18 protein-coding genes and 2 pseudogenes are annotated in these 25,842 nt (G+C 70.5%); 12 read left to right on the top strand and 8 right to left on the bottom strand.

The features are described from left to right. Positions 1-14: 14 nt before the first annotated feature. A complete protein-coding gene (locus tag AB0H64_RS11665; protein ID WP_357622926.1) occupies positions 15-593 on the bottom strand; it encodes a TetR family transcriptional regulator in 579 nt (192 codons plus the stop codon). Positions 594-740: 147 nt separating this feature from the next. On the opposite strand from AB0H64_RS11665, the gene AB0H64_RS11670 reads away from it, so the two are divergent. Next, complete coding sequence (locus AB0H64_RS11670) at positions 741-2,693, top strand: beta-galactosidase (RefSeq protein WP_357622928.1); 1,953 nt, start codon at positions 741-743, stop codon at positions 2,691-2,693. Between the two features lie 157 nt (positions 2,694-2,850). Beyond that, positions 2,851-3,045, top strand: coding sequence for a DUF5999 family protein (locus tag AB0H64_RS11675; protein WP_310708137.1), 195 nt, complete (start codon positions 2,851-2,853; stop codon positions 3,043-3,045). Between the two features lie 247 nt (positions 3,046-3,292). On the opposite strand, the gene AB0H64_RS11680 is transcribed toward AB0H64_RS11675, so the two are convergent. The 4 genes from AB0H64_RS11680 to AB0H64_RS11695 form a co-directional block, all read right to left on the bottom strand. Then, complete coding sequence (locus AB0H64_RS11680; protein WP_357622930.1) at positions 3,293-5,644, bottom strand: LuxR C-terminal-related transcriptional regulator; 2,352 nt, start codon at positions 5,642-5,644, stop codon at positions 3,293-3,295. A gap of 120 nt (positions 5,645-5,764) precedes the next feature. Next, a complete protein-coding gene (locus tag AB0H64_RS11685) occupies positions 5,765-6,577 on the bottom strand; it encodes a carbohydrate ABC transporter permease (RefSeq protein WP_310708139.1) in 813 nt (270 codons plus the stop codon). After that, positions 6,574-7,488, bottom strand: a complete 915-nt coding sequence (locus AB0H64_RS11690; RefSeq protein ID WP_357622932.1) for a sugar ABC transporter permease — start codon at positions 7,486-7,488, stop codon at positions 6,574-6,576. The genes AB0H64_RS11685 and AB0H64_RS11690 overlap by 4 nt, the downstream gene beginning before the upstream one ends. Then, the gene (locus tag AB0H64_RS11695) at positions 7,485-8,786 is read right to left on the bottom strand and encodes an extracellular solute-binding protein (RefSeq protein WP_357622934.1); all 1,302 of its coding nucleotides are present in this window, start codon (positions 8,784-8,786) and stop codon (positions 7,485-7,487) included. Before AB0H64_RS11695 ends, AB0H64_RS11690 begins: the two co-directional genes overlap by 4 nt. Positions 8,787-9,004: 218 nt before the next feature. On the opposite strand from AB0H64_RS11695, the gene AB0H64_RS11700 reads away from it, so the two are divergent. Next, positions 9,005-9,829, top strand: a complete 825-nt coding sequence (locus AB0H64_RS11700) for a DeoR/GlpR family DNA-binding transcription regulator (protein WP_357622936.1) — start codon at positions 9,005-9,007, stop codon at positions 9,827-9,829. An 18-nt stretch (positions 9,830-9,847) separates the two neighbouring features. Here the strand turns inward: AB0H64_RS11700 and AB0H64_RS11705 are convergent, their stop codons facing one another. Next, on the bottom strand, positions 9,848-11,044 hold the full coding sequence (locus AB0H64_RS11705; protein WP_357622938.1) for a cytochrome P450: 1,197 nt from the start codon (positions 11,042-11,044) through the stop codon (positions 9,848-9,850). Between the two features lie 222 nt (positions 11,045-11,266). Between AB0H64_RS11705 and AB0H64_RS11710 the strand changes: the two genes are divergently transcribed. The 3 genes from AB0H64_RS11710 to AB0H64_RS11720 all read left to right on the top strand — a co-directional run bounded on the left by AB0H64_RS11710 (position 11,267) and on the right by AB0H64_RS11720 (position 16,937). Beyond that, complete coding sequence (locus AB0H64_RS11710; protein ID WP_357622940.1) at positions 11,267-13,612, top strand: LuxR C-terminal-related transcriptional regulator; 2,346 nt, start codon at positions 11,267-11,269, stop codon at positions 13,610-13,612. After that, positions 13,609-15,702, top strand: a complete 2,094-nt coding sequence (locus AB0H64_RS11715; RefSeq protein WP_357622942.1) for a LuxR family transcriptional regulator — start codon at positions 13,609-13,611, stop codon at positions 15,700-15,702. Before AB0H64_RS11710 ends, AB0H64_RS11715 begins: the two co-directional genes overlap by 4 nt. Before the next feature lie 71 nt (positions 15,703-15,773). Then, the gene (locus tag AB0H64_RS11720; protein WP_357622944.1) at positions 15,774-16,937 is read left to right on the top strand and encodes a histidinol-phosphate transaminase; all 1,164 of its coding nucleotides are present in this window, start codon (positions 15,774-15,776) and stop codon (positions 16,935-16,937) included. Positions 16,938-17,064: 127 nt separating this feature from the next. Here AB0H64_RS11720 and AB0H64_RS11725 read toward each other — a convergent pair whose 3' ends face one another. Further along, entirely contained in the window at positions 17,065-17,412 is a 348-nt protein-coding gene (locus AB0H64_RS11725; RefSeq protein WP_357622946.1) for a DoxX family protein, read from the bottom strand. Positions 17,413-17,554: 142 nt separating this feature from the next. After that, the gene (locus tag AB0H64_RS11730; RefSeq protein WP_357622948.1) at positions 17,555-18,313 is read right to left on the bottom strand and encodes a class I SAM-dependent methyltransferase; all 759 of its coding nucleotides are present in this window, start codon (positions 18,311-18,313) and stop codon (positions 17,555-17,557) included. Positions 18,314-18,462: 149 nt separating this feature from the next. Between AB0H64_RS11730 and AB0H64_RS11735 the strand changes: the two genes are divergently transcribed. The 6 genes and pseudogenes from AB0H64_RS11735 to AB0H64_RS11760 form a co-directional block, all read left to right on the top strand. Further along, on the top strand, positions 18,463-19,065 hold the full coding sequence (locus AB0H64_RS11735) for a TetR/AcrR family transcriptional regulator (RefSeq protein WP_357622950.1): 603 nt from the start codon (positions 18,463-18,465) through the stop codon (positions 19,063-19,065). Positions 19,066-19,626: 561 nt separating this feature from the next. Continuing rightward, positions 19,627-19,791 (top strand): hypothetical protein, encoded by a 165-nt coding sequence (locus tag AB0H64_RS11740; RefSeq protein ID WP_357622952.1) that lies wholly within the window; start codon positions 19,627-19,629, stop codon positions 19,789-19,791. A gap of 72 nt (positions 19,792-19,863) precedes the next feature. After that, positions 19,864-20,019, top strand: a pseudogene (locus AB0H64_RS11745) (LuxR C-terminal-related transcriptional regulator); the annotation flags it as partial. 207 nt (positions 20,020-20,226) lie between these two features. Beyond that, positions 20,227-21,636 (top strand): glycoside hydrolase family 43 protein, encoded by a 1,410-nt coding sequence (locus AB0H64_RS11750; protein WP_357622954.1) that lies wholly within the window; start codon positions 20,227-20,229, stop codon positions 21,634-21,636. Next, positions 21,636-24,905, top strand: coding sequence for a discoidin domain-containing protein (locus AB0H64_RS11755; protein WP_357622956.1), 3,270 nt, complete (start codon positions 21,636-21,638; stop codon positions 24,903-24,905). The genes AB0H64_RS11750 and AB0H64_RS11755 overlap by 1 nt, the downstream gene beginning before the upstream one ends. 122 nt (positions 24,906-25,027) lie before the next feature. After that, positions 25,028-25,842, top strand: a pseudogene (locus tag AB0H64_RS11760) (hypothetical protein); the annotation flags it as partial.

Here is a 25,842-nt window from a genome sequence, read left to right on the forward strand (position 1 = left end):
CAAGATGGGAGGCTTCAGAGCAGGCTGAGGGCGTGGGCCGCCGCGTCCCGCATCCTCGCCGGGTCGGCCGACGCCTTGCCCATGACGCGCATCCCCTGCAGCAGCACCATGAGGAACCTGGCCAGCGCCCGCGGATCGCGGTCCGCGGCGAGCTCGCCCTGCGCCCTGGCCCGGATGAGCGCCGAGGTCAGGGCCGTCTCCAGGCCCTCCCAGTTGCGGTCGACGAACCGGCATACCTCCTCGTCGCGCGGCAGCAGCTCCGCCGCCGCGTTGACGATCATGCAGCCGCGCTTGCCCTCCTCGCCGGACGACTGCCGGGCGTACGTCTCGATCAGCCGCCGGACGGCCGGCAGTGCCGGGCCGGGCTGGGACAGCATCTCGACGGGCGACGGGCTCTGCGCGTCCAGGTAGCGCTGGAGCGCCTTCATGTAGAGCTCGTGCTTGCCGCCGAACGTCGCGTACAGGCTGGCCCGGCCGATGCCCAGTCGTTCGACCAGGTCGGCCATCGAGGTGCCCTCGTAGCCCCGCTCCCAGAACAGCTCCAGCGCCGCGTCGAGCGCCGCACTGGGGTCGAACTCCTTGCTCCTGGCCATGCTCAAACCCTAGCCCTTACTGGAACGATCGGTCAATTCAGGCGATGTCAGCCTGCGGACCGCCCTTGTCCCGGACGAAGAAGAACGTTTTAATACCCCTGGCGCGGCCACGCGCCCCCGAACGCCGTCCCCGCGAGGAGCCCCCCTGTGATCGTCTACGGCGGCGACTGGAACCCCGAGCAGTGGCCCGAGGAGACCTGGGCCGAGGACGTCGCCCTCATGCGCGAGGCCGGGGTGAACCGGGTCAGCGTCGGCATCTTCTCGTGGGCGTTCCTGGAGCCGGAGGAGGGCAGGTTCGACTTCGGCCTGCTCGACAAGGTCATGGACCTGCTGCACGCCAACGGCGTGCAGGCGTGCCTGGCCACCCCGACGGCCGCCCCGCCCCCGTGGTTCGGGCACACCTATCCCGAGGCGCTGCCCGTCGACGCCGACGGCCGCAGGCTGCACCACGGCAGCAGGCAGGGCTTCTGCCCCAGCTCGCCGATCTACAAGGAGCGGGCGCTGCGCATCGCCGAGCAGGTGGCCCGGCGCTACCGCGACCACCCGGCGCTGGCCATGTGGCACATCCACAACGAGTACGGCTGCCACAACGCCCGCTGCCACTGCGACACCTCCGCCGCCGCCTTCCGCGTCTGGCTGCGCGGCCGCTACGGCACCCTCGACGCGCTCAACGACGCCTGGGGCACCGCCTTCTGGTCGCAGCGCTACAGCGACTGGGAGCAGATCCTGCCGCCCCGGGCGACCCCCACGTTCACCAACCCGGGCCAGCAGCTCGACTTCCGCCGGTTCAGCTCCGACGCGCTGCTCGACCTCTTCCGGGCCGAGCGCGACCTGCTCGCCGGCATCACCCCCGGCGTCCCCGCCACCACCAACCTCATGGCCGGGATGCACTGGGAGATGGACTACTGGTCGTTCGCCCCCGAGGTGCACCCCGTCGCCACGGACCACTACCTCATCGGCGAGGACCCCCACATCCACCTCGCGTTCTCCGCCGACTTCGCCCGCTCGCTGAACGGCGGCCGCCCGTGGCTGCTCATGGAGCACTCCACCAGCGGCGTCAACTGGCAGGGATACAACCGCGCCAAGCGGCCCGGCGAGATGCTGCGCAACTCCGTCCAGCACCTCGCCAGGGGAGCGGACGCGATCATGTTCTTCCAGTGGCGGGCCTCCCGGGCCGGCGCCGAGAAGTGGCACTCGGGGATGGTCCCGCACACCGGCACCGACACGAAGATCTGGCGCGAGGTGACCGCACTCGGCGCGCTGCTGAAGGACCTGGCCGAGGTGGAGGGCAGCACGGTCAAGGCCGACGCCGCCGTCCTGCTCGACTACGCCAGCGTCTGGGCGGAGGACCACCCGGCCCAGCCGACCGCCGACCACGACCCGGCCGAGGTGATCCGCCAGTGGTACGGCGCGCTCTGGAAGGCCGGCGTCACCTGCGACGTCGCCCACCCGGAGGGTGACCTGTCCGGGTACAAACTGCTCGTCGTGCCCGCCCTGTACCTGATCAGTGACCGGGGCGCGGCCAACGTCGAGCGGTTCGCGGCGGCCGGCGGCACCGTGCTCGTCGGCCCGTACAGCGGGATCGTGGACGAGCACGACCGGGTGCGGCTGGGCGGCTACCCGGGGGCGTTCCGCGAGCTGCTCGGGGTGACGGTCGAGGAGTTCTTCCCGCTCGCCGCCGGCGAGTCGGTGACGCTCGCGGGCGGAGGCGCCGGCACGGTGTGGAGCGAGCTCGCGCACGCCACCACCGCGAAGATCCTCGACGTCTACACCAGCGGGGAGCCCGCCTGGACCCGCAACACGTGGGGCGAGGGCACGGCCCACTACCTGACCACGCTGCCCGACGGCGACCTGCTGGGCCGCGTGGTGGCCGAGGTCTGCGCGGACGCCGGGGTCGGCACCACGTCCCATCCGGGCGTCGAGCTCGTCCGGCGGGCGCACCCGGACGGCCGGTCGTACCTGTTCGCCATCAACCACACGGAGGCCGGGGCGACGGTGCCGGTCACGGGCGTCACGCTTCCCGATGGCCGGCCGGTGGACGGCGCGCTCACGGTCCCTGCGGGCGAGGTGCGCGTCGTCCGCGAGGCTCCGCCCGCCTGACCGTGCGGTGCCTCCCGCTCGACCGTTTCCTGACCTGACTACTCAGGTGCTGGCGTCTAGGTACCGAAATAGGGATTTATCCCGTGGCTCTGTTGCCGTTCGCCGGGCAGGCTGAGTGCTTAGACATGGGCTCAACCGAAGGAGAGAGGTACGAGCCATGTGCCAGCACCAGCCGCCGTGTCCACCGGCGGACGACCCGAGTCACGACGCGGCCCGCCTGGTCGCCTTCCATCCCGAGCAGGGATGGGGCCTCCTCTGCAACGGCGTGGTCATCTTCGAGGACACGGGGGAGCTCCTGCCGGACGGCCGGAGCATCTCCACGGGCCCCGTGTGCTGTGGAACGGCCGCCTGAGGCGTCCTGTGAAACGGCCGCCTCCGGCGTCCTGTGAACCGGCCGCCTCCGGCGGCGGAGCGCGAAAGGAACAGTCATCCCGTGCGCAGGATCCAGATCCGCAAGTCCAAGAAGCCGAGCGCCGGAGACCCCGGCCCCGACCTGCGGACCCCATCCGGCCGCCGCCTGCCGTACTGACCCTGCCGTACTGACCCTGCCGTACTGATCGGGGGCGCGCCGCCCCGCGGGTGAGTGCCGTGGGGACGCCTCAGCCCGGGCCGCCGTCGTGCTCGTTCATCCAGACCGCCACCTGCGCCCGCGAGTGGAAGCCGAGCTTGCTCATGATGTGCTCGATGTGACTTTCCGCGGTGCGCTGCGAGATCACCAAGGACGAGGCGATCTCCTTGTTGCTCAGACCCTGGGTGACGAGCCGGGCGATCTCCAGCTCCCTCCGGGTGAGGGGAGTGGACCCTCCCTTGGAGGCAGGGCGCTCGCCGCCGGCGGCGGCGGGCTCGCCGACGCGTTCGTCCCTCTGGAGCGCGTAGTCGAGCGCGTCGTCGTACGACAGCCGGGCGCCCTCCTCGAAGGCCGCCTCGAAGGCGGACCGGCCGAGCGCCTCCCGGGCGAGGCGCTCGCAGTCGTCGTGGTAGCAAGCCAGGTGCCCGTAGCCGGACAGCGGCGCGCCGATCGCCTCCCACACCGCCTGCAGGGCGCCCAGCAACCGCGCCGCCCGCTCGTGGTGCTGCTCGGTGGCGGCGATCCAGGCCAGCACCTCCAGGTTCACCCCGGCGCCGAGCGGGTCGCCGACCGCGCGGTTGAAGGTCAGGCTCTGCGTCTCCAGCTCGAAGGCCCGCCGTGGGTCGCCCTGCCGCCACACGTCCACGCCGAGCGCCATCATCATGTACGCCTTGTGCCAGCCCTCCCCGTGCGCGTCGGCCAGGGCCAGGCACTCGTCGCCCATCGCGATGGCACGGTCGGAGTCACCGCGGAAGGAGTGGGCCAGGGAGAGCCGGATGAGGGCCAGCGTGGTGCCCACCGGGTCACCCGTGGCGCGGTGCCGGGCCAGGGCCTGCTCGTAGAGCTCGATGGCCGTGTCCGTGTCGCCCTCGTACATGGCGATCATCCCGGAGTACAGCGAGACGTAGGCGAGCACGTCCGCCAGCTCCAGCCGCTCGCCCAGCGTCTGGCTGTCCTTCAGCATCGCCGCGGCGGCCGGGACGTCGGCCTGGATGATGGCCAGCCAACTTCCGGCCCACAGCGCCCGCGCCCGCGTCTCGGGGCTCCCGCCGCCGGTGGCGAGCGCGCGGTCCAGCCAGCGGCGGCCCTCGCCCAGGTAGTAGCCGGTGATCCAGTGGTAGAGGAGGTCGGCGGCCATCTCCAGACAGGCCCCCGCCTCCCCGGGGTCGTCGAGGCAGCGTTGGAGCGCGGTGTGCAGGTTGGCGTGCTCCTGACGCAGCCGGGTGAACCACGAGACCTGCGACGGCCCGAACAGCTCCGCCCGTGCCTGGGCGGCGAGCTCCCGGTAGTAGGCGCGGTGCCGCCGGTGCAGCTCGGCGTCCTCTCCCTGAGCGGCGAGCCGTTCGAGGCCGTACTGGCGGATGATCTCCAGCAGCCGGTAGCGGACCCGCGAGCCGTTCTCCTCCCTGATCAGGATCGACTTGGCGACCAGCCCGCACACGAGGTCGAGCACCTCCTCGCGGTCGATGCCGGCGCCGGAGCAGACCGTCTCGGCGCCCTCCAGGTCGAGGCCGCCCGCGAAGACCGACGCGCGTGCCCACAGCAGCTGCTCCTTGTCCGAGCACAGCGCGTAGCTCCAGTCGATGAGGGCGCGCAGCGTCTGGTGGCGCGGCGCCTCGGCCGGCGACCCGGCGGTGAGCAGCCGGAACCGGTCGTTCAGCCGGTCGAGGAGCTGCCGCACCGACAGGGCGCGCAGCCGGACGGCGGCCAGCTCGATGCCGAGCGGCAGGCCGTCGAGCCGGTGGCAGATCTGCAGGACGACGTCGCGGTTGTCCTCGGTGAGGGCGAACGACGGCAGGACGGCCATGGCCCGCTCGGTGAACAGGCGCACGGCGTCGGAGCGCGCCAGCGACTCGATGGACAGCTCCGCCCCGTCCACCTCCGGCACGGACAGCGTCGGGACCGGCATGATCCGCTCACCCGCGAACCCCATCGCCTCGCGGCTGGTGGCCAGGAGGTGCAGCCGGGGCGCGGCGCGCAGCAGCTGCTCGGCGAGGACGGCGCACGCGCGGACCAGGTGCTCGCAGTTGTCCAGGATGATCAGCGCGTGCTTGTCGCGCAGATGGTCGGCGAGCAGCCGCAGCGGGGGCTCGGCGCTCTGGCGGCGGATCTCCAGCGCCTCGACCACGACCTGCGCCAGCAGGTCGGGGTTGTCCAGGGCGCCCAGCTCCACGAACCACACGCCGCCGCGGAAGTCGCGGGCCACGTCGAGCCCGACCCGCAGGGCCAGCCGGGTCTTGCCGACGCCGCCCACACCGGTGAGCGTCACGGTCCGTGACATGGACAGCAGTCGCTTGACCTCGGCCACCTCGTGCCCACGCCCTACGAAACTGGTCACCTCGGCGGGCAGCCTGACGCACTGCTGCCGCCTGGACTCGTTCATAGCCAGCATCATGAATGCCCCGCCGCCCGGGCCACCGGGTATCACCCGGGCCTTCACCTCAGGTTATGCGCTGGTCACCGCCGGTGGGAAGCGGAGCGGGCCCGCCCGGGGGCGGACCGCTCATCCCTTGAGGCCGCTGGCGAAGCCCTTGATGACGTACCGCTGGAGCAGCAGGAACGCGACGACGATCGGCAGCGCCCCGAGCACCAGGCCGGCGAAGACCAGGCCGTGGTCGGAGACGTACTGGCCGACGAAGGCGAAGACGCTCACCGGGATCGTCTCGAACCCCGACCCGCCCAGGTACAGCAGCGGGGTGAAGAAGTCGTTCCAGATGAACACGGCGTTGAGGATCAGCACCGTGCCCGTGATGGGCCGCAGCAGCGGGAAGACCACCTTGGTGAAGGCGGTGAAGTGGGAGGCGCCGTCGATCTGGGCGGCGTGGGCGTAGTCGCGCGGCAGGGCCCGGATGAAGCCCGTGTAGAGGAACACGGTGAACGGGAGCTGGATCCCCGTGTAGAAGATGATCATCCCGGTGTGGGAGCCGATCAGCCCGAGGTCGGTCACGAGCTGGTATAGCGGGATCATGCCGAGCTGGAACGGCAGCACGATGCCGAGCAGGAACAGCACGTACAGGCCGTAGCCCATGCGGCTCTTGGCGCGGGCCAGGTAGTAGGCCGCGAACGAGCCGAGCGCCACCAGCGCGACGAGGCTGACCACGGTGATCACCGTGCTGTTGACCAGCGACGGGCCGAGCGCGGCGGCGGTCCACGCCTTGCCGAAGTTGTCCAGCGTGGGCGGCGAGGGCAGCGACAGCGGGGTGTGCGAGATCTGCGCCGGGTCCTTCAGCGACAGCGTGATCAGCGCGTACACCGGGAAGAGGAACGCCACGGCCACCGCGACCATGACGATCTCCAGGAGGAACGTCCGCTTCACTGGGCCACCTCACGGTTGCGGAGATAGTAGAGCTGCACCATCGACACGGCCGCCACGAACAGCGCCAGCACCAGCGCGATCGCCGTGCTGTAGCCGAACTTGCCGAAGACGAACGCCTGCTTGTACAGGACCGTCGAGAGCGTCTCGGTGGCGTAGCCGGGGCCGCCGTTCGTGGCCGCGAAGACCTGGTCGAACAGCTTGAGCCCGCCGATCGTCGACAGCATCAGGTTGATGGTCAGCGACGGCGCCAGCAGCGGCCAGGTGACGTAGCGGAAGCGCTGCCACGTCCCCGCGCCGTCGATCATCGCCGCCTCGTGCAGCTCCGGCGGGATCCCCTCCAGCCCCGCCAGGAAGATGACCATCGAGTAGCCGGCGTACTGCCACACCACGGTGCCGGCGATGGACCACAGCGCCAGCGACGGGTTGCCGAGCCAGTCGACATGGGTGCCGAGCACGCCGTTGAGGCCCGCCGTCGGGTCCGGGTTGTAGATGTACTTCCACAGGAAGGCCACCATGACCGGGCTGACCACGACGGGGGCGAAGAACACCACCCGCAGGACGGCACGGCTCTTCAGCTTGACGTGCACGCCGAGCGCGAGGAGCAGCCCCACGCCGTTCTGCACCGCGACGATGGTCACGGTCAGCAGCAGCGTGTTGCCGATCGAGCCCATGGCCTGGTCGTCGTGGAACATGGCCGTCAGGTTGGCCAGCCCGACGAAGGTCTTGTCCTCGCCGATGCCGCTCCAGTCGGTGAAGGCGTAGAACATGCCGGCCAGGCTCGGGTACAGCACGACGGCGGCGTACACGAGCAGGGCCGGCAGGGCGAAGATCCACGAAGGGGTGAGCGAGCTGAACCGCCCCCACGGCCGGCGGGCCGTGGAGGGGAGGCTCCGGACGACGTTCGAGGTCACTTGGCGTACGCCTCGTCCATCTTCTTGAGGGCGTCGTCGATCTTCGTCTTGCCGGCCAGCAGCTCCTGGACGACCGCGAAGTGCACGGGCTGCACCTCGGCGTTCGGCCAGCGCTGGTCCATGAACGGCACCGCGCGGTCCTTGGTGAACGGCAGGAACGACTGCACGGCCGGGTCGATGGTGGAGCTGGAGTCCTGGGTGAGCGGGATGGCGGAGATGGCCTTGGCCCAGCGGTTGATGCTCTCCTGCTTGCCGAGGAAGTCGATGAACGCCTTGGCCTCGGCCACGTTCTTGCCCTTGGCGGCGGCGCCCAGGCCGACGACCACGCCGGCGGGGATCCACACCTGGTCGGCGGAGTCGGCTCCCGGCACGGGGAACATCGACAGGTCGTCGGGCGTGGCGGCGGCCTTGCGGAAGTCGGGCAGCACGGCGGAGACCTGGATGGCCATGGCCGCCTTGCCGGTGGCCACCATCGAGGTCTGCTGCTCGAACGTGGTGCCGTTGGGGTTGTCGTTGAAGAAGCCGCGCTTCTGCAGCTCCAGGTACATCTCCATGGCGTCGCGCCAGCCCGACTGGGCGAAGCTGGCCTGCCCGGCGAGCTGCTTGTCGTCGAAGGTGGGGTCCTTGGCGTACACGGTGGAGGGCACCAGCGCGTACGTGATGAGCTGGGTGACCCAGGGCGTCTGGGCGCCGAGCGCGATCGGGGTGATCCCGGCCTTCTTCAGCTTGTCGCACACGGACAGGAACTCGGTCCACGTGGTGGGCGGCGCCTCGATGCCGGCCTTCTCGAACGCCTTCTTGTTGTAGACGGCGCCGATGACCGAGGAGCCCGCCGAGTACAGGTAGGTCTTGCCGTCCATCTGGAAGGCCGGCTTGAACCCGGTCGGGATGGTCTGGGTCCACGCCTGGTCGGACAGGTCGGCGAGCAGGCCGGCCTTGGCGATCTGGCTCATCGACATGGCGCTGCCGTTGCCCGGGAAGACGACGTGCAGGTCCGGGGCGTTGCCGGCGCCGAGCTGCGTACGGACCGAGGTCTGCACCTGGTCGGTCGGCGCGAAGGAGGTGGACAGGGAGACGCTGGGCTTGGCCTGCTTGTAGGCGGCGACCAGCTCGTCCATCGGCGCCTTCTGGTCGGCGACGCCGACGAACCTGAGCTGGGTGGCGGCGGGCTTGCCGCCCTGCGCGGTGGTGGCCTCCGGCTTGGTGGAACAGGCGGTGGCCGCGGCGGCCGCCGCCAGCCCGCCCATCATGCGGAAGAACTGGGCGCGGCTCATGCGGGCTTCGCGTAGGTCGGTCATGAGGTCTCCTCCGTACAACTCCCACGCGGCGGGGGGTGGGGTGGCATGCGAACGTTTTAATTGGGAGGGTCGTGGATGCGCTGCGGTTTCGGGCGGCATCTGGGGGTTGCGTTAAATCTAACGCTAAAACGTGTGAACTTGTGATGTTGCGTGGAGACTATGAGGCACTCCCCGAGGTGTCAAGGGTGTGAGAGATTGAGTCGCCGTAACAAACAGACATGGGCATCGAGGGCATGGGAGCGCAGCAGGTGAAGTCGCGTCCACGCGCGGCCAGTGGGGCCAGCAGACGCCAGGCGATGGCCGAGCACGTCATGCGCCAGGGCTCGGTCTCGATGGCGGAGCTCGCCGAGACCTTCGAGGTGAGCGTGATGACCGTCCACCGTGACCTGGACGTGTTGGAGACCCAGGGCATGGTGCGCAAGTTCCGGGGCGGGGCCAGCGCCCAGGCGACCAGCGTGTTCGAGAGCAACATCGCCTACCGCAAGACCGCCCAGACCGCGGAGAAGGAGGCGATCGCCAGGCACGTCGTGGGGCTGATCGAGCCGGGCAGCTCCGTCATGTTCGACGACTCCACGACCGCGCTGGCCGTCGCCCGCCACCTGAGCGAGGTCACCCCGCTGACCGTGGTGACCAACTTCCTGGAGGCCATCCGGCTGCTGGCGCCCGTGCCGGGCATCCGGCTGATGGCGCTCGGCGGCGAGTACTACCCGACGCACGACTCGTTCCTCGGGGTGGCCTGCGTCGACGCGGTCGAGGCGATGAACACCGACACGGTCGTGGTCTCCACCTCGGCCGTGTCCGACCGGCACGCCTTCCACCAGGAGCAGGAGATCGTGCTGGTCAAGCGGGCCATGCTGGCCTCCGGCACGCGGTGCGTCCTCGCGGTGGACCACACCAAGCTCGACCGGGTGGCCCTGCACCGGGTGGCCCCGCTGGAGGCGTTCGACGTCATCGTGGTCGACTCCCGCGCCCCCGCCGAGGCGATCGAGCGGCTGCGCGACCGGCACCACCGGGTGGACGTCGCCGAGGTCACCGAGCCGTAGCGTCCCCGTGCGCCCGCGTCACCAGGTGACGGGCAGCGAGGTCAGGCCGTACACGACGTGGAAGGACCGGAAGGCGGGCCCCGGCTCGGCCAGGCGCAGGTCGGGGAACCGGCGCAGCAGCGCCGGGAACGCGATCCGCATCTCCATGCGGGCCAGCGGCGCGCCCAGGCAGTGGTGGACGCCGTGGCCGAAGGCCACGTGGCCGGGCGCCCCACGCGTGATGTCCAGCGCGTCCGGGTCGGGCAGCAGCTCGGGGTCGCGGTTGGCGGTCGGCAGCGCGCAGATCACCATCTCCCCGGCCCGGATCGTACGGCCGGCGATCTCGGTGTCCACGGCCGCCACCTTGCTGGTGCCGGAGTGGACGATGCTGAGCCAGCGCAGCAGCTCCTCCACCGCGGCGTCGGCCCGCTCGGGTTCGTCCCGCAGCATGCGGAGCTGGTCCGGGTGGCGCAGCAGTGCCAGCGTGCCGAGGGAGAGCATGTTGGAGGTCGTCTCGTGGCCGGCGAACAGCAGCAGGCTGCCGATGCCGGTCAGCTCGGCCGCCGTCACCTCGCCGCCGTGCTCGCGCACCAGCATGCCCAGCAGCTCCTCGCCGGGGTCGGCCATGATCCGCGCGACCAGCTCGGACATGTAGGCGCGTGACTCCAGCTGGAGCTCGATGCGCTTCTCGATGGGCACCGACACGTCCAGCATCCGGCTGGTGCGGTGCTGGAAGCCCTCGCGGTCGGCGTAGGGGACGCCCAGCAGCTCGCAGATCACCAGCGACGGGATCGGCAGCGCGAACGCCTGCACAAGGTCGGCCGGCGGCCCGGCCTTCTCCATCGCGTCCAGATGCTCCTCGACGATGCTCGTCACGCGTGGCTCCAGCCGGCGCATGCGGCGCAGCGTGAACTCCGGCGTCAGGAGCCGCCGCAGCCGCGTGTGCTCCGGGGGGTCGTGGGCGAGCAGGTTGCCCGCCCGCAGGACGGCCAGCTCCTCGTCGCTGACCGGCGGGGCGCCGGGCAGCCGGGCCAGGCCGAGCTGGGACAGCGGGAAGCGCTCGGCGTCGCCCAGGACCGCGCGCACGTCGGCGTGGCGGGTGACCAGCCACGCCTCGACGCCGAACGGCGTGGTGACCCGCCTGACGCCCTCGTCGTCGCGCAGCGCACCCAGCTGGGGGATGGGATCGAACCCGTCCCGCCGCATGTGCAGCGGCATCATCGAGGTGTCCGTCATGTGTCCCCTCGGGTGACCGGCGATCCTGACCACTCCTGACCACTCCTGACCATGACGGTACCAACGGCTCGCCCAGATGCAAGATCCACGCGGAAACCCGTTTCTCGCCGTGGCTCCGACCTGCGACGATCTTGTGCGATGGGGTATGGGGATGGGCGTACGCTGAGTTCTGTCTGCCGGTGACGAGGAAGGGGACCCCGCCACCGGAATTGTGGAGCAGTCATGACGTCACGGGGAACCGACGGCTGGACCGCCGGCGGGTTGCCGGCCGAGTTGACCAGCTTCGTGGGCCGCCGGCAGGACATCGCCGAGGTCAAGCGACTGCTGGCCGGCTCCAGGCTGGTGACCCTCGCCGGCGTGGGCGGGGTCGGCAAGAGCCGGCTCGCCCTGCGGGTCGCCGCCGAGGTGCGGCGCGCGTTCCGCGACGGTGTGTGCCTGGTCGAGCTGGCCGCGCTGGAGAGCTCCGGGGTGCTGGCCCAGGCGGTGATCGAGAGCCTGCGGATCGTGGACCACTCCTCCCGGGAGCCGATGGACGTCCTCGCCGACCATCTGCGCGACCGTCAGATCCTCATGGTCCTGGACAACTGCGAGCACCTGCTGCACGAGTGCGCGGTGCTCGCCGCCACGCTCGTACGCGCCGCGCCCGGCCTGCGCATCCTCGCCACCAGCAGGCAGGCGCTCGGCGCTCCCGGCGAGCAGACCATGGTGGTCCCGGCGCTGACGGTGCCCGGGATGAACGGGCAGCGGCCCGGCGGGGAGCCGCCCGAGTGCTCCGACGCGATGTTGCTGTTCGCCGAGCGCGCCCGGGCCGTCGTGCCCGGCTTCGAGATCACGGACGCGAACCGGGAGGCCGTCACCCGCATCTGCCGGGGCCTGGACGGCATCCCGCTGGCCATCGAGCTGGCGGCCGTGCGGCTGCGCGTCATCTCCGCGGAGCAGCTCCTCACCCGGCTGGAGGACCGGTTCGGGCTGCTCACGACGGGGTCGCGGGCGCGGCTGCCGCGGCAGCAGACGCTGAGGGCGCTCATCGACTGGAGCCACGCCCTGTGCACCGAGCAGGAGAGGCTGCTGTGGGCGCGACTGTCGGTCTTCTCCGGCAGCCTCGACCTGGAGGCCGCGGAGTACGTCTGCGCCGGTGACGGCATCGTCGCCGAGGAGATCGTGGACGTGGTCATCGGCCTGGTGGAGAAGTCCATCCTGCTGCGCGAGGAGCACGGCTCCATGGTGCGCTTCCGGCTGATGGAGACGATCCGCCAGTACGGCCGCGACCGGCTGCGCGAGTCCGGCGAGGAGGCGGAGCTGCGACGGCGGCACCGCGTCTGGTACCACGACCTCGCGACGCGGATGCATCAGGCGTGGTTCGGCCCCGACCAGGTGACCTGGTACCAGCTCATGCGCCTGGAGCACGACAACGTCCGCTCCGCGCTGGACTACTGCGTGTCCACGCCGGGGGAGGCCGAGGCCGGCATGACCCTCGCCGCCGCGCTGCGCTACTACTGGATCGCCGCCGACTCGCCGCGCGAGGGACGCGGCTGGCTCGACAGGCTGCTCGCCGTCGACGCCGCCCCGGTGCGGGCGCGCGCACGGGCCCTGTGCGTGGACGCGCGGCTCGCGGTGCTGCAGAGCGACTTCGGCGTGGCCGCCGGCCTGCTGGCCGAGTGCCGCGAGCTGGGCCGCAAGCTCGGCGACGACGGGATCGCGGGAGCCGCCGCGTACGTCGAGGGGCTCGCCGCGGTCCTCCGGAGCGACCTGCCCGAGGCGCTGGGCCTGCTCGGTGAGGCGCTCGAATGCGGCCGGGTCACCGGTGACCAGATGCTCGTGGTCAACTCGCTCATCTACCTCGGGACGGCCCGGTCGCTGCTGGGCCGCGCGGACGAGGCGGTCGACAGCTTCGAGGAGTGCCTGCGCCTCTGCGATACGCGCCGGGAGCGCTGGTTCCGCTCCTACACCCTGTGGACGTACGGGATAGAGGTGTGGAAGCAGGGCGACACGCGGCGCGCGGTGGAGATGGAGCGCGAGGCCATCAGGCTCAAGGAGCCGTTCAAGGACCCTCTCGGCATCGCGCTGTGCGCCGAGGCCCTGGCCTGGATGGCGGCCGGGGAGGGCGACGGGCGGCGGGCCGCGACGCTGCTCGGCGCGCTGGAGGAGATGCGGCGGGCGTTCGGCGGGCCGCTGTTCGGTCACCTTTCCCACTACCACGACGCGTGCGAGCAGGCGGCGCGGGCGGCCATCGGCGATCGTAGGTTCGAGACGGCCTGCCGAAAGGGAGCCACGATGACCCCCGCCCAGGTGATCGCGTACGCGCTGCGGGACGACAGGCGCACCGGCGAGCGCCCGCGCGATTCCTCGCCGCTGACCAGGCGCGAGATGGAGATCGCCCGGCTCGTCGCCCTGGGCATGAGCAACAAGGCGATAGCGGCCTCCCTGGTGATCGCCCAGCGCACGGCCGAGGGGCACGTCGAGAAGATCCTCAGCAAGCTCGGCTTCAGCTCGCGCGTGCAGATCGCGGCCTGGATCGGCCGGCAGGAGCTGTCCGTGGACGAGCCGTGGTCAGGAGGTACGCCATGAGGCCGGTGACGGACGGCGGCCATGCCCGGCCGGACCCGGTCAGGGAGGTGTCGAGCTTCGTCGGCCGCAGGAGCGAGCTGGCCGCGGCGCGCAAGATCCTGTCCAGGGCCCGGCTGCTGACGCTGACCGGCACGGGCGGGGTCGGCAAGACCCGGCTGGCGCTGCGGATCTGCGAGAGCCTGCGCGGCGCGTACAAGGACGGCGTCCAGGTGGTCGAGCTCGGCACCCTGGAGACCGGTGACCTGCTCGGGCCGACCGTCGCCGCCGCGCTGGGGCTGCGCGACGAGGGGCCTGACCCCGCGGCGCTGCTGCTGGACTACCTGTCGGACAAGCGCATGCTGCTGACCCTCGACAACTGCGAGCACCTGCTGCACGACTGCGCCCGCCTGGTGGACCGGATCCTGCGCGGCGCGCCTCGCATGCGGGTGCTGGTCACCAGCCGGCAGCTCCTCGGCGTGTACGGCGAGCAGGTCCTCGCGGTGCCGTCGCTGCCCGTGCCCGACCCCGGCCGTCCGGCCCGGGAGATCGCCCGCCACGACTCGGTGCGGCTGTTCGCGGACCGCGCGGCCAGCGTGTGGCCGGGGTTCGCCGTGGACGCGAGCAACGCGCCGACCGTGGCGCGGCTGGCCCAGCGCCTCGAAGGCCTCCCGCTGGCCATCGAGCTGGCCGCCGTGCGGCTGCGCACGCTCCGGCTCGACGGGCTGATGCGGGAGCTGGACGACTTCCTGGAGGTCCCCGCCGCGGGGAGCGCCGTCACGCTCCCGCGTCACCGCACGCTGCGCGCGACCCTGGACTGGAGCTACCAGCTGTGCTCGCCGCCGGAGCAGCGGCTGTGGGGCCGGCTGTCGATGTTCCCCGGCGGCGTCGACCTGGACACCGCCGAGGCGGTCTGCGCGGGCGACGGCATCGCTTCCGCCGAGGTGCTCGACCTGATCGCGGGGTTGGTGGACAAGTCCGTCCTGGTCAGCGAGTACTCCGGGGCGGGGACGCGGTACCGGATGCTGGAGTGCATCCGGGCGTACGGCTGCGAGCGGCTCCGGCCGGGCGACGACCGGACGATGCGGCAGCGCTACATCGGCCACCACCGCGACCTGGTCAGCGGGCACCGGGTCGACGAGCTCGTCCCCGAGCAGCTCGACCGCTACCGGCTGCTCCAGCGGGAGCGGCCCAACGTGCGCGCCGCCCTGGAGCTGTGCCTGGGGGAGCCCGACACGGCCGTCGTGGGGCTGGAGACCGCCGCCATGATGTGGTCGTTCAGCCTGCCCGCGGGCTCGCTGGCCGAGGGACGGTACTGGCTGGAACGGGGCCTGGACCTCGCGCCCGCCCCCTGCCAGGCGCGGGCCACGGCGTTGTGGGTCGTCAGCATGCTGGCCCTGCGGCAGGGCGACGTGGCGGCGGCCGCGCCGTGGCTGGCGGAGAGCCACGCGTTCGCGCTGAGCACCGGGGACGAGCGGCTCCTGCCGTACGTCGTCCGCACCTCCGGGCTCGCCGCGTACGTCGCAGGGGACGCCCGGCGCGGGCTGGAGCTGCTGGAGGAGTCGCTCGTCCTGCACCGCGCCGTGGACGACGTGGCAGGCGTGGCGCTGGACCTCTACTTCGCGGCCACCTACGGCTCGGTCCACGACCCGCGGCGGGCCGCCGCGCAGGGGGAGGAGCTGCTGGCGCTGTGCGAGGCCCGGCGGGCGGCCGTGTCCCGCGGCTACGCCCAGCTCTCGCTCGGCATCGCCGCCTGGAGCCTGGGCGACTGTGATCGCGCCGAGTCGCTGGTGCGGGAGTCCGCCGCGTTCACGGCGCGCATCAACGACCGGTGGTGCCTGACCCAGTGCCTGGAGGTGCTGGCGTGGATCGCCGGGGCGGGCGGCGACCACGCGCGGGCCGCCTGGGTGCTGGGTGCGGCGCACGCGCTGTGGCAGGCGGTGGACTCCTCGCCGACCCGGCTCTGGTACCACGCCGGCTGGCACGAGCGCTGCGCGGACCGGGCCCGGCGGGCGCTCGGGGACCGGGACTTCGCCGCCGCCTTCCGCGACGGCGCCCGGCACAGCCTCGACCCCACCGTCCTCGACACGATCGACTCCGGGTCCCGCGCCTGAGCCCGCCGTCTGAACCGGGGTGCGGGACGGCGCGTACCTCCCGACGTCCGACGCGTGCCCATGGAGGTGTCGTGGAGCTCAGCCTTTTACGTGCACAGGCGCACAGCCCTTCGTACTTCTCACTGCTGCGCGGCTCCTCGGGCCAGCGCCCCCCGGTGGACTTCTGCATCCCCTGCAACCCGTACTTCCCGACCCCGGAGATCTTCGAGTACCTGGGCCGGAACCTGGAGACGATCCTCAAGTTCTACCCGAGCGACGCCGACACGATCAGCCAGGAGCTCTGCTCCACCATGGGGTTCAACCCCAAGACGGTCGCGATGGGCAACGGCTCCACCGAGCTGATCACCTGGATCGACCACCTGCTGGTCCGCGAGAGCCTGGCGGTCCCGATCCCGACGTTCGGCCGCTGGACCGACCAGCCGCTGGAGACCGGCAAGCGGGTCGACATGTACCCGCTGCTGGAGAGCCGCAACTTCACGCTCGACGTGAACGAGTACGTCTCCTTCATCCGGACCCGCGGCTCCCGCGTGGCGGTCATCTGCAACCCCAACAACCCCGACGGCGGCTACCTGCCCAAGCACGAGGTGCTGCGCCTGCTGGACCAGCTCATCGACCTGGACCTGGTCATCGTGGACGAGTCGTTCGGCGACTTCGTGGACGCCGAGCCGTACCCGGGCGTGGCCGGGGAGGCGGCGGTGCGGCCGAACGTCATCGTGCTGCGCAGCCTGGGCAAGAACTTCGGCCTGCACGGCATCCGGTTCGGCTACCTGGTGGCCAACCCCGCGCTGGCCGGGAAAGTGCGCGACGCGCTGCCCAAGTGGAACCTCAACTCCTTCGCCGAGGTCGTCGTGTTCATGCTCAAGGAGTGCATGCCGGAGTACCAGCAGAGCCTGCGGCGGCTCAACAACGACCGGAGGGTGATGTTCCAGCAGCTCAGCACCATGCCGGAGCTGTCGGTCTACGCCTCGCAGGGCAACTTCCTGCTGGTCAAGCTGCCGCCCGGCTACGACGGGGTGCCGCTGCGCGACCACCTGCTCAGCGAGCACGGGGTGTACGTCCGGGAGTGCGGCAACAAGCTGGGGACGACCAGCCAGTTCCTGCGCCTGGTGGTACGGCCCCAGGAGGACGTGCGGCGGCTGCTGATCGGCATGACCCAGTTCCTGTACTCGGGAAGCCTGCACGAGATCCCGGTCACGGGCCAGCACCACCGCCGCGCCGGCTCGTTGTCCGCGTAAGGCCCAAAAAGATGGCGACCGCTTCGGAGGAGCGGCCGCCATCCGGGTCGAGCCGGGCCTTGCCCGACTCGTCGGCTGAACGGATCGGTGCGACATGACAACCGTGGGACCGTGATTCGGGCGGCTGTCAGGCGTTGTATCCCAGCACCAGGGCAGCGATCACCGGGCCCAGGTACAGCAGGGGGTAGACGACGGTCGAGTACGAGCGCGCCCGGAGCACGGTGACGACGGCTCCGGCGAAGTACAGCACGAGGCCGATCCCGGCCAGGACGCCGACGACCGGCACGAACAAGCCGACCAGCAGGCCCGCCGCGCCTGCGGCCTTGGCCGCGCCGAGCCAGGGCCACCACGAGCTGGGGACGCCGTAGTCCGTCAGCGGCTTCACGACCCACTCGGCGCGGCGAAGGAGGGAGAAGGCGGAGAAGCCCACCCACAGGGCGGCCAGGACGGTGACGACGGTGGTGGTGGTGGACATGGGGGACTCTCCCTAGCTGGTGCTTTCCTGTGACGCCAATCCTGCGAGCCCCGGTTGATAGCTCCGCGATGCGTTCGCGATGCACGGCTTCTCGACCGACATGTGACCTGACGGTGGACGATCTCGCGCGAAAGCGGGAAGCTCAGGCGGCCCGGGACGCGGTGACCGCCATCGTCGTGTAGTGCATGGTGAAGCCGCCTCCGGCCGCGTCGATGGCGGCTCCGACGGCCTCCAGCACCTCGGCCAGCTTGTCCGGCGGGAGCCGGGTGAGACCGCCGGTGGTGGGCAGCAGATCGAGCCACTGGTGGCGGGTGTAGTGCCGCTCCCAGTCGAATCGCCACTGCTCCGGCTCGCCGAACGCGGCGGACTGCCGGATGCCGTCGGCGAACGTGGCGAACATCTGCTGGTAGATCTCCTGGGCCGGTCTCGGTGGGCCGGCGCTGAACGGCGAGTCGGGCACCACCTGCCGTAGTGCGGCGGCGAACGCGTCCGCGATCGGGGCCGGAGGGTCGAACGCGTGGGCGAACACCGCGAGCAGGCCGCCGGGGCGCAGCACCTGAGCCGCCTTGGCCGTGCCCGCGACCGGGTCCACCCAGTGCCAGGACTGCCCGGCGATGACCGCGTCGAACGTGCGCCCGGCGGCATCCCAGTCCTCGAACGTCGCGACCTCGACCTCGACCCCCGTCTGACGGGCGAACTCGGCCATCCGCGCGTCCGGCTCGATCCCCAGCACCTTGCAGCCGGCCGCCAGGAACTGCCGGGCTTCGATGCCGGTGCCGCAGCCGACGTCGGCCATGTCGCGACCTGGGCTGGCGGCGATGATCCGCTGTACGAGGGCGTCGGGATAGGCGGGCCGGGCTCGGTCGTAGCGTTCGGTGTCGGTCCCGAACGATTCGGCCATCTGCCTGGCCTGATGGGGTGCGTTGCTCGAAGGCTGGGATGGTCCCTGCGACGTAGTGGGCATGCGCCCACTTTAGTGGGCACTCGCCCACTCGACAACGGGATAGCGTTTCGCGTAGAGCGAAGGTCCGATGCAGGGGGAGAGCAGGGATGCCGACTGGAGTGGCCCTCCGAGATGTGCGGCAGCAGTTGTTCGCCGCCGCCGAGCGCGTCCTGTTCCGGGACGGAGCGAACGGGCTGACCAGCCGAGCCGTCACGGAGGAGGCGGGCGTGGCCAAAGGCGTTCTGCATCGGCACTTCGCGGACTTCGACGACTTCCTGGTCGAGCTGGTGCAGGAGCGCGTCGCCCGGCTCGACGGCTTGGCCGAAGATCTGCGGGGCTCGGCCGGGACCGGCACCGTCGCCGCCCACCTCACCGCCGCGCTCATCCAGCTGTTCGACCCGGTCACCGTGTCGGTCGTCGGCCTCATCATCTTCCGGGACGAACTGCGCGCCCGGTTGCGCCAGGCCCTGCTCGTGCCGGGCGTCCCGGTGCTGACGCAGGCCGCGGGGGTGATCAGCGCCTACCTGAGAGACGAGTGCGAGATGGGGCGCATCGCCGCGGACGCCGACGTGGACACGCTCGCGCTCTCCCTGATCGGGAGCGCGCACATGCTGTTCGCCGACCGGGAGCAGGGTCCGCCGGACCCCGAGACGGTGGGAAAGGTGGTGAACACGGTCATCGCCGACGTCGTGCAAAGACGTCTGCTTTGACCCGGGTCGAGGTCACCCTTCGTTGGTCGCCGCCTCCACCAGGACACGTGCGGCCCAGGTGATGGCCTCCTGTTCGGCTGTGGGTCGAGGCCGCGGACGTCGCGTAGGGCGATCTGCGCCTCCCAGCCGACCACGACGCCGCCGGCGTGTCCGGTTACCTCGGCGACGGCGCCAACCGCTGGCCCGCCGGCCACACCCTGGACGCCGCCCGCGTGTACCGCCTGGCCCTGGAGCAGGCGCCGGCCGGATCGCGGCTGCACGCCGTAGGTGACGACGGCATCCCGTTCCGGCTGATCGCCGAGACCATCGGCCGTCACCTGGGCGTCCCCACCGCCTCCGTCCCGTCCGACCGGGCCCAGGCCCACTTCGGCTTCCTCGCGTCCATCGTCCCGCTCGACAACCCCACCTCCGCCGCGAGCACCCGGCGGCACCGTGTGGGCCTTGGGGCTGAGCGAGACGACCGCACGGAACTGATCTGGCTTGCCGTTCTTGATCCTGATGCGGTGGTACATCTTTCCGCCGATGCAGTAGCCGCTGGTGCTCCCGCCTCCGGTCAGCCAGATGCCGGCGCGTTTGAACTGGAAGTACGCCTTCGCCCGCGTGCCGTCGCCGCCGTTCCAGCAGCGGGTGACGATCTGCAGGATCGTGGTCCGGTCCGACCGGGTGGTGCTGACCACCTTCTTGGTGTTTCTGTTGGCGTACCAGATGGTGGACCAGCGGGCCTGAGCCGACACCTCATCCGAGTCGGTCGGCAGGGGACCTTCCACCTCGGGCAGGGGAGAAGCAAGGTCGCCACCGGGGCTGTCGAACGCCGAGATCGCGGCGCGCATGTACGTGGCCGAAGGGACGATCCGTACCCACGTGAGCAACATCCTGGCCAAGCTCGACCTGCGTGACCGCGTTCAGGTGGTGGTCTTCGCCCACGAGAACGGCCTTGTCCCGCCGTTCGGCTGAACCTGCGCGGGGCCGCACTTCTCGAATTCCGCGCTGTGAGCTGGGCGATCATTTTGGGTCTTGACGGCGCTTTTGATATCGCAAACACTCAGGGCGCCGCGCCCCAGCGCGTTGATCACCTGTATCACGACAAGATCCCCCATGCGCCGCTCAGAAATGTTAGCGCTAACCAAGCAAAGGCTAGGTTCTACCCCCCAGGAGCCCTGCATGAGACGCCTGCGAACCACGATCCTCGGCGCGATGGCCGCGCTGGGGCTGGTCATCGCATCCGCGGCACCCGCCCCCGCCGCCGCCCCCATCACCACCTCCATCTACACCGCAGACCCGGCCGCCCTGGTGGTCGGCGACACCATGTACCTCTACACCGGCCACGACGAGGCCCCCACGGGCGGCACGAACTTCGTCATGCGCGACTGGCACGTGTTCACATCAGGGGACGCGACCACCTGGACCGACCAGGGCGCCAAGCTGAAACTTTCAGACTTCCCCTGGGCCGGCGCCGACGCGTGGGCCGGCGAGGTCGAGCCGAAGGGCGGCAAGTACTACTGGTACGCCCCCGTCAACGGCAACGGCGCCGGCTGGATGGACATCGGCGTCGCCGTCGGCGACAGCCCCCTCGGCCCGTTCCACGACGCCAAGGGCGGCCCGCTGATCAGCGACAGCACCCCCAACTCATCGCCGCTCAACATCGACCCCACCGTCTTCACCGACGACGACGGCCAGTCCTACATCTACTGGGGCTCCTACTACGGCCTGCGCGCCGCCAAGCTCAAGCCCGACATGATCAACCTGGACGGCTCGGTCATCACCCCGCAGGGCGTCTCGAACTTCTGGGAGGCGCCCTGGATGTTCAAGCGCAACGGCACCTACTACCTCGCCTACGCGGCCAACGACTCCGGCTGCGCCGCCTCCGGCTACGCCTGCATCCGCTACGCCACCGCGAGCAGCCCGCTCGGCCCGTGGACCCATCGCGGGGTGGTGCTCGACCAGGTCACCTCGACCACCAACCACCCGGCGATCATCGAGTTCAAGGGCCAGTGGTACATGGTCTACCACAACGCGAGCAGCCCGGGCGGGGGCAACTTCCGCCGCTCGGTGACGCTCGACAAGCTCTACTGGAACGCCGACGGCACCATGCGGAAGGTCGTCCAGACGACCGGGCCGGGCGGCGGTCCCGGCGGCCCGCCGACCGGCACCAACCTGGCCCTGAGCGCGACGCCGTCCACCTCGTACGTCTCCTCGTGGGAGACCCTCGGCGCCGTCAACGACGGGTACGTGCCCACCAGCTCGGCCGACCACAGCCACGGCGCCTACGGCAACTGGGACCACCAGGGCACCGAGTGGCTGGAGTACCGCTGGAACAGCGCGCAGTCGATCAGCAGGATCGCGACCTACTGGTTCGACGACGACCTCGGCATCGACCTGCCCGCCTCCTGCAAGGTGCAGTACTGGAACGGCAGCGCGTACGTGGACGTGCCCGGCCAGTCGGCCTGCGGGACGGCCGCGAACACCTACAACGTGACGTCCTTCCCCGCCGTCTCGACGACGCGGCTGCGGCTGAGCATCACCTCGAAGTCCGGTTACTCGACCGGTGTCCTGGAATGGATGGCCCTCTGATGAGACGTGTGCTGAGGCGGGGCCTGGTCGCCCTGCTGCTCGTCGCCGGGACGATCGTCGCCGGGGCCCCGGCCCAGGCGGCGCAGACCATCGGGTTCCCCACGTTCAGCGGCCCGGCCGTGCCGGCGGCGCCGGTCTCGTACACGCCGGGCAACATGATGCAGTCCATCTACGACGCCGAGAGCTCCGGCACCGACTTCTGGATGGACCGGCTGCTCGCCCGGCCCGGCAACGACCCGGCCGGCACCTGGCTGATGTCGCGCGGCCGGGCCCTGTTCATGAAGACCCACACGCCGGGCACGCTCGGCTTCGCCGGCCAGGTCGCGTACTGGGAGAGCATCAGCGACAACAACGCCTACACCGTCGCCATCACCCCGGGCACCTTCACCGAGCAGGTCAACTCGCGCTGGCAGGCGCCGAGCCACTGGAAGAGCGTTCACACCAGCGGCTCGATCACGGTCAACCAGACGAAGTTCATCACCGAGAACAACGTCGCCGTGACCAACCTGTCGATCACGAACAACGGCTCCGGCTCAGCCACCCTCCAGCTCCGGGCCACCTCGCCGTACGCCACGTCGGGCAGCGGCAGCGAGCTGACCGGGCAGGTCAACGCCAAGAACAACCTGACCACGATCTACCCCAGGCTCACCGGTGACGGGTTCACCGTCTCCAGCGGCGGCCTGAACCGGTCCGTGACCGTCGCGGCCGGCGCCACCGTGACCGCCAAGCTGGTCATGGGCTTCGTCACCAACGAGATCCCCGAGTCGCGCACCGAGTACGACGCGTACGCCGGATACTCGGGCGCCACGGCCTTCGCCACCCACGTGCGGGCCTACAACCGGTGGTGGGCGCAGAACGTGCCCTACATCGACGTGCCGGAGCCGGCCATCAAGAAGAACATCTACTACCGCTGGTGGCTGATGCGCTTCAACAACCTCGACGCGAACATCCCGGGGCAGACGTTCCAGTTCCCCACCTCGACCGAGGGCGTGCTCGGCTACAACAACGCGATCGCGCTCACCCAGCCGATGCACATCGACGACCTCAAGTACCTGCGAGACCCGAAGTACTCCTACGGCGACTGGCTCAGCGTCGGCCAGGTGTCGAAGAACGGCCGCTTCGTCGACAACCCGGGCGATCCCGAGAACTGGTCCAACAGCTACACGCAGTACATCGCCGAGGCGGCGTGGCGCAGCTACCAGATCCACGGCGGTCAGCCCGCCATCGCGGCCAACCTGGCCCGCTACGCCGAGGGCGACGTCAAGGGACAGCTCGCCTACTACGACCACGACAACAACAAGCTCATCGAGTACGACTGGGGCGCCCTGACCGGCAACGACGCCGACGCCGTCTCCTTCCACTGGAAGAGCGGCAACATGGACCGGGCCGAGTCGGCCTACCAGTACAGCGGCGCGCTGGCCGCCGCCCAGGCGTACGAGGCGGTCGGCAACACCGCCAAGGCCACCGAGATGCGGACCCTGGCCACGCAGATCCAGAACGCCATCGTCAACGTGCTGTGGAACCCGAACCGGCAGCTCTTCGAGCACCGGCTGAAGTCGACCAACGAATGGGTGCCGTGGAAGGAGATCAACAACTACTACCCGTTCGCGGTCGGCGCGATCCCCAACAACGCCACGTACAAGCAGGCGCTGCGCCTGTACGACGACCCGGCCCAGTACCCGATCTTCCCCTTCTACACGGCCAACCAGGTGGACAAGAAGGCCGCGGCCGACGCCGGCCAGCCGGGGTCGAACAACTTCTCCACCATCAACTCGACCGTGCAGTTCAGGCTGTACTCGTCGGTGCTGCGGAACTACGCCAACTCGTGGATGACGGCGACCGACTACAAGAAGCTGCTCTACTGGAACGCCTGGGCGCAGTACGTCAACGGCAACACCCAGTGGCCGGACGCCAACGAGTTCTGGGCCGACTGGAACGGCTCCGCGATCACGTACCGGTCGTGGATCCACCACAACATCCTCGGCAGCAGCAACTGGACCGTGATCGAGGACGTGGCCGGCCTGCGGCCGCGCAACGACGCCAAGGTGGAGCTCTCGCCGATCGGCATCGGCTGGTCCCACTTCACCGTCAACAACCTGCGCTACCGCAACGCCGACCTGACCATCGTCTGGGACGACCCGTCCGACGGCGTCGTGCGCTACCCGGGCGTGCCGGAGGGCTACTCGATCTACGTCAACGGCAACCGCGCCGCGACGGTCAACTCGCTGGTGCCCTTCACCTGGGACCCGGCCACCGGTGACGTGACCACCAGCGGCACCGTCAGCCACCACGTGGCGGTGGCGGGTCTCCAGTCGCCGGCGCAGGTGAAGCAGACCGGCGCGGGCATGGTGGACATGCTGGCCAAGGCGGGCGTGGACCTGACGGCCGACCTGACCAACCTGGCCACCGGCGCCACCGCGAGCGCCTCCTACACCGGCTCGGGCAGCACGGTCGCGGGCGCCGTCGACGGCTACCCGATCAACGAGCCGTTCTGGGGCGCGGGCGGCTCGCCCAACAGCCAGGACTGGTACGAGCTGAACTTCGGCGCGGCCCGCACCTTCAACGAGGTGCGCCTGTACTTCAAGGACAGCCGCCCCGCGAGCACCACCTACCGGGCGCCGTCGGCGTACGACATCCAGTACTACAACGGCAGCGCGTGGGTCAGCGTGCCGAGCCAGGCCAAGAGCCCGGCGACGCCGCAGGCCAACTACAACGTGGTGAAGTTCGGCGCGGTCAGCGCCCAGCGGATGCGGGTGCTCGCCACCAACGCCTCCGGCGCCAGGACGGGCCTGACCGAGATCAAGGTGTTCAACCGGGGCGGCACACAGGAGCCGCCCGCGGGCAACCTGGCCGCCTCGGCGACCCCGTCGGCCTCGTACACCTCGTCGTGGGAGAGCGTCAACGCCGTGAACGACGGCGTGGACCCGCCCTCCTCCAACGACACCGTCAATCCCCGCTGGGGCTGCTGGCCGGAGACCGGGCAGCAGTGGGTGGACCTGACGTGGTCGTCGGCGAAGACCCTGAACAAGGCGCAGGTGTACTTCTTCGACGACGACGAGGGCATCGACATGCCGGCGTCGTGGAGGCTGCAGTACTGGAACGGCAGCGCGTACGCGGACGTGCCCGGCGCGAGCGCGTACACGCTGACCAAGAACGCCTACAACACCGTCACGTTCACCGCCACGGGCACCACCAAGCTGCGGGTGCTGCTCACCGGCAACGGCTCCAGCTCGGTCGGCCTCCTTGAGGTCAAGGCGTTCGGACCGTGAGCCGCACCGCCGCTGACATGATCACCTGACACTCCGCCCGGCACGGGCCGTCCCCGCACGGCGGCGCGTGCCGGGCGGCCGCACATCCGGCGACACCCGACCCCCCCACCTCTGGAGGTGCGATGAAACGCCTGGCCCTCTTACCGCTCCTGCTGGTAAGCGCCTTCCTCCTACCGGTCGAGGCCGCGTACGCGGAGACGAACCTCGCCACGTCCGCCACCCCGAGCGCGTCGTACACCTCGTCCTGGGAGAGCGTGGCCGCGCTCAACGACGGCATCGACCCGCCCCGCTCCAACGACACGGTCAACCGCCGCTGGGGCACCTGGCCCAACACCGGCTCCCAGTGGGCCGAGCTGACCTGGAGCGGTTCGCAGACCCTCCGCGCGGCCGAGATCTACTTCTTCGACGACGGCGGCGGCGTGCGCGTCCCCGCCTCCTGGAAGCTCCAGTACTGGACCGGCGGCGCCTACGCCGACGTTCCCAACGCGAGCGGCTACCCCGTCCGGACGGACGCCTACAACAAGGTCACCTTCGGCCAGGTCGGCACCACCCGGCTGCGCGTGGCGCTGCAGAGCGGTCAGGGCTCCGTCGGGCTGCTGGAGGTCAAGGCGTACGCCAACGACCCGTCGGGCGGCGGCACCCCGAGCGCCTGGAACCCGCCGGCCAACCTGGTCACGCCGCTCAACGAGGTCTGGCAGCACGTCGAGAGCACCTACTCCAACCTGTACGGCTTCCGTAACTACGGCTGGGACCAGGTGATGGCCAACAAGGGCTCCATCAACTACTGCGTCCGCTGGGACTCCTCGGCCACGGTGACGGCGGCGCAGCGGGACCAGATCCACGCCGCCCTGGCCCGTCAGTTCAAGAAGTGGATGGACGTGATGGCCGGGCACAACGGCTGGCCGTACAGCACGGTGCCGGTGAAGGTCGTCGGCTG

The organism is Nonomuraea sp. NPDC050733 (genome assembly GCF_040654215.1).
Taxonomy (GTDB): Bacteria; Actinomycetota; Actinomycetes; order Streptosporangiales; family Streptosporangiaceae; genus Nonomuraea.

What these genes read in the sequence shown, in the direction of transcription:
- AB0H64_RS11665 (WP_357622926.1), bottom strand. Translation starts at nt 593, where the DNA reads ATGGCCAGGAGCAAGGAGTTCGACCCCAGTGCGGCGCTCGACGCGGCG.
- AB0H64_RS11675 (WP_310708137.1), top strand. Translation starts at nt 2,851, where the DNA reads ATGTGCCAGCACCAGCCGCCGTGTCCACCGGCGGACGACCCGAGTCAC.
- AB0H64_RS11680 (WP_357622930.1), bottom strand. Translation starts at nt 5,644, where the DNA reads ATGAACGAGTCCAGGCGGCAGCAGTGCGTCAGGCTGCCCGCCGAGGTG.
- AB0H64_RS11695 (WP_357622934.1), bottom strand. Translation starts at nt 8,786, where the DNA reads ATGACCGACCTACGCGAAGCCCGCATGAGCCGCGCCCAGTTCTTCCGC.
- AB0H64_RS11700 (WP_357622936.1), top strand. Translation starts at nt 9,005, where the DNA reads ATGGGCATCGAGGGCATGGGAGCGCAGCAGGTGAAGTCGCGTCCACGC.
- AB0H64_RS11705 (WP_357622938.1), bottom strand. Translation starts at nt 11,044, where the DNA reads ATGACGGACACCTCGATGATGCCGCTGCACATGCGGCGGGACGGGTTC.
- AB0H64_RS11710 (WP_357622940.1), top strand. Translation starts at nt 11,267, where the DNA reads ATGACGTCACGGGGAACCGACGGCTGGACCGCCGGCGGGTTGCCGGCC.
- AB0H64_RS11715 (WP_357622942.1), top strand. Translation starts at nt 13,609, where the DNA reads ATGAGGCCGGTGACGGACGGCGGCCATGCCCGGCCGGACCCGGTCAGG.
- AB0H64_RS11725 (WP_357622946.1), bottom strand. Translation starts at nt 17,412, where the DNA reads ATGTCCACCACCACCACCGTCGTCACCGTCCTGGCCGCCCTGTGGGTG.
- AB0H64_RS11730 (WP_357622948.1), bottom strand. Translation starts at nt 18,313, where the DNA reads ATGGCCGAATCGTTCGGGACCGACACCGAACGCTACGACCGAGCCCGG.
- AB0H64_RS11735 (WP_357622950.1), top strand. Translation starts at nt 18,463, where the DNA reads ATGCCGACTGGAGTGGCCCTCCGAGATGTGCGGCAGCAGTTGTTCGCC.
- AB0H64_RS11740 (WP_357622952.1), top strand. Translation starts at nt 19,627, where the DNA reads ATGCCGGCGCGTTTGAACTGGAAGTACGCCTTCGCCCGCGTGCCGTCG.
- AB0H64_RS11750 (WP_357622954.1), top strand. Translation starts at nt 20,227, where the DNA reads ATGAGACGCCTGCGAACCACGATCCTCGGCGCGATGGCCGCGCTGGGG.
- AB0H64_RS11755 (WP_357622956.1), top strand. Translation starts at nt 21,636, where the DNA reads ATGAGACGTGTGCTGAGGCGGGGCCTGGTCGCCCTGCTGCTCGTCGCC.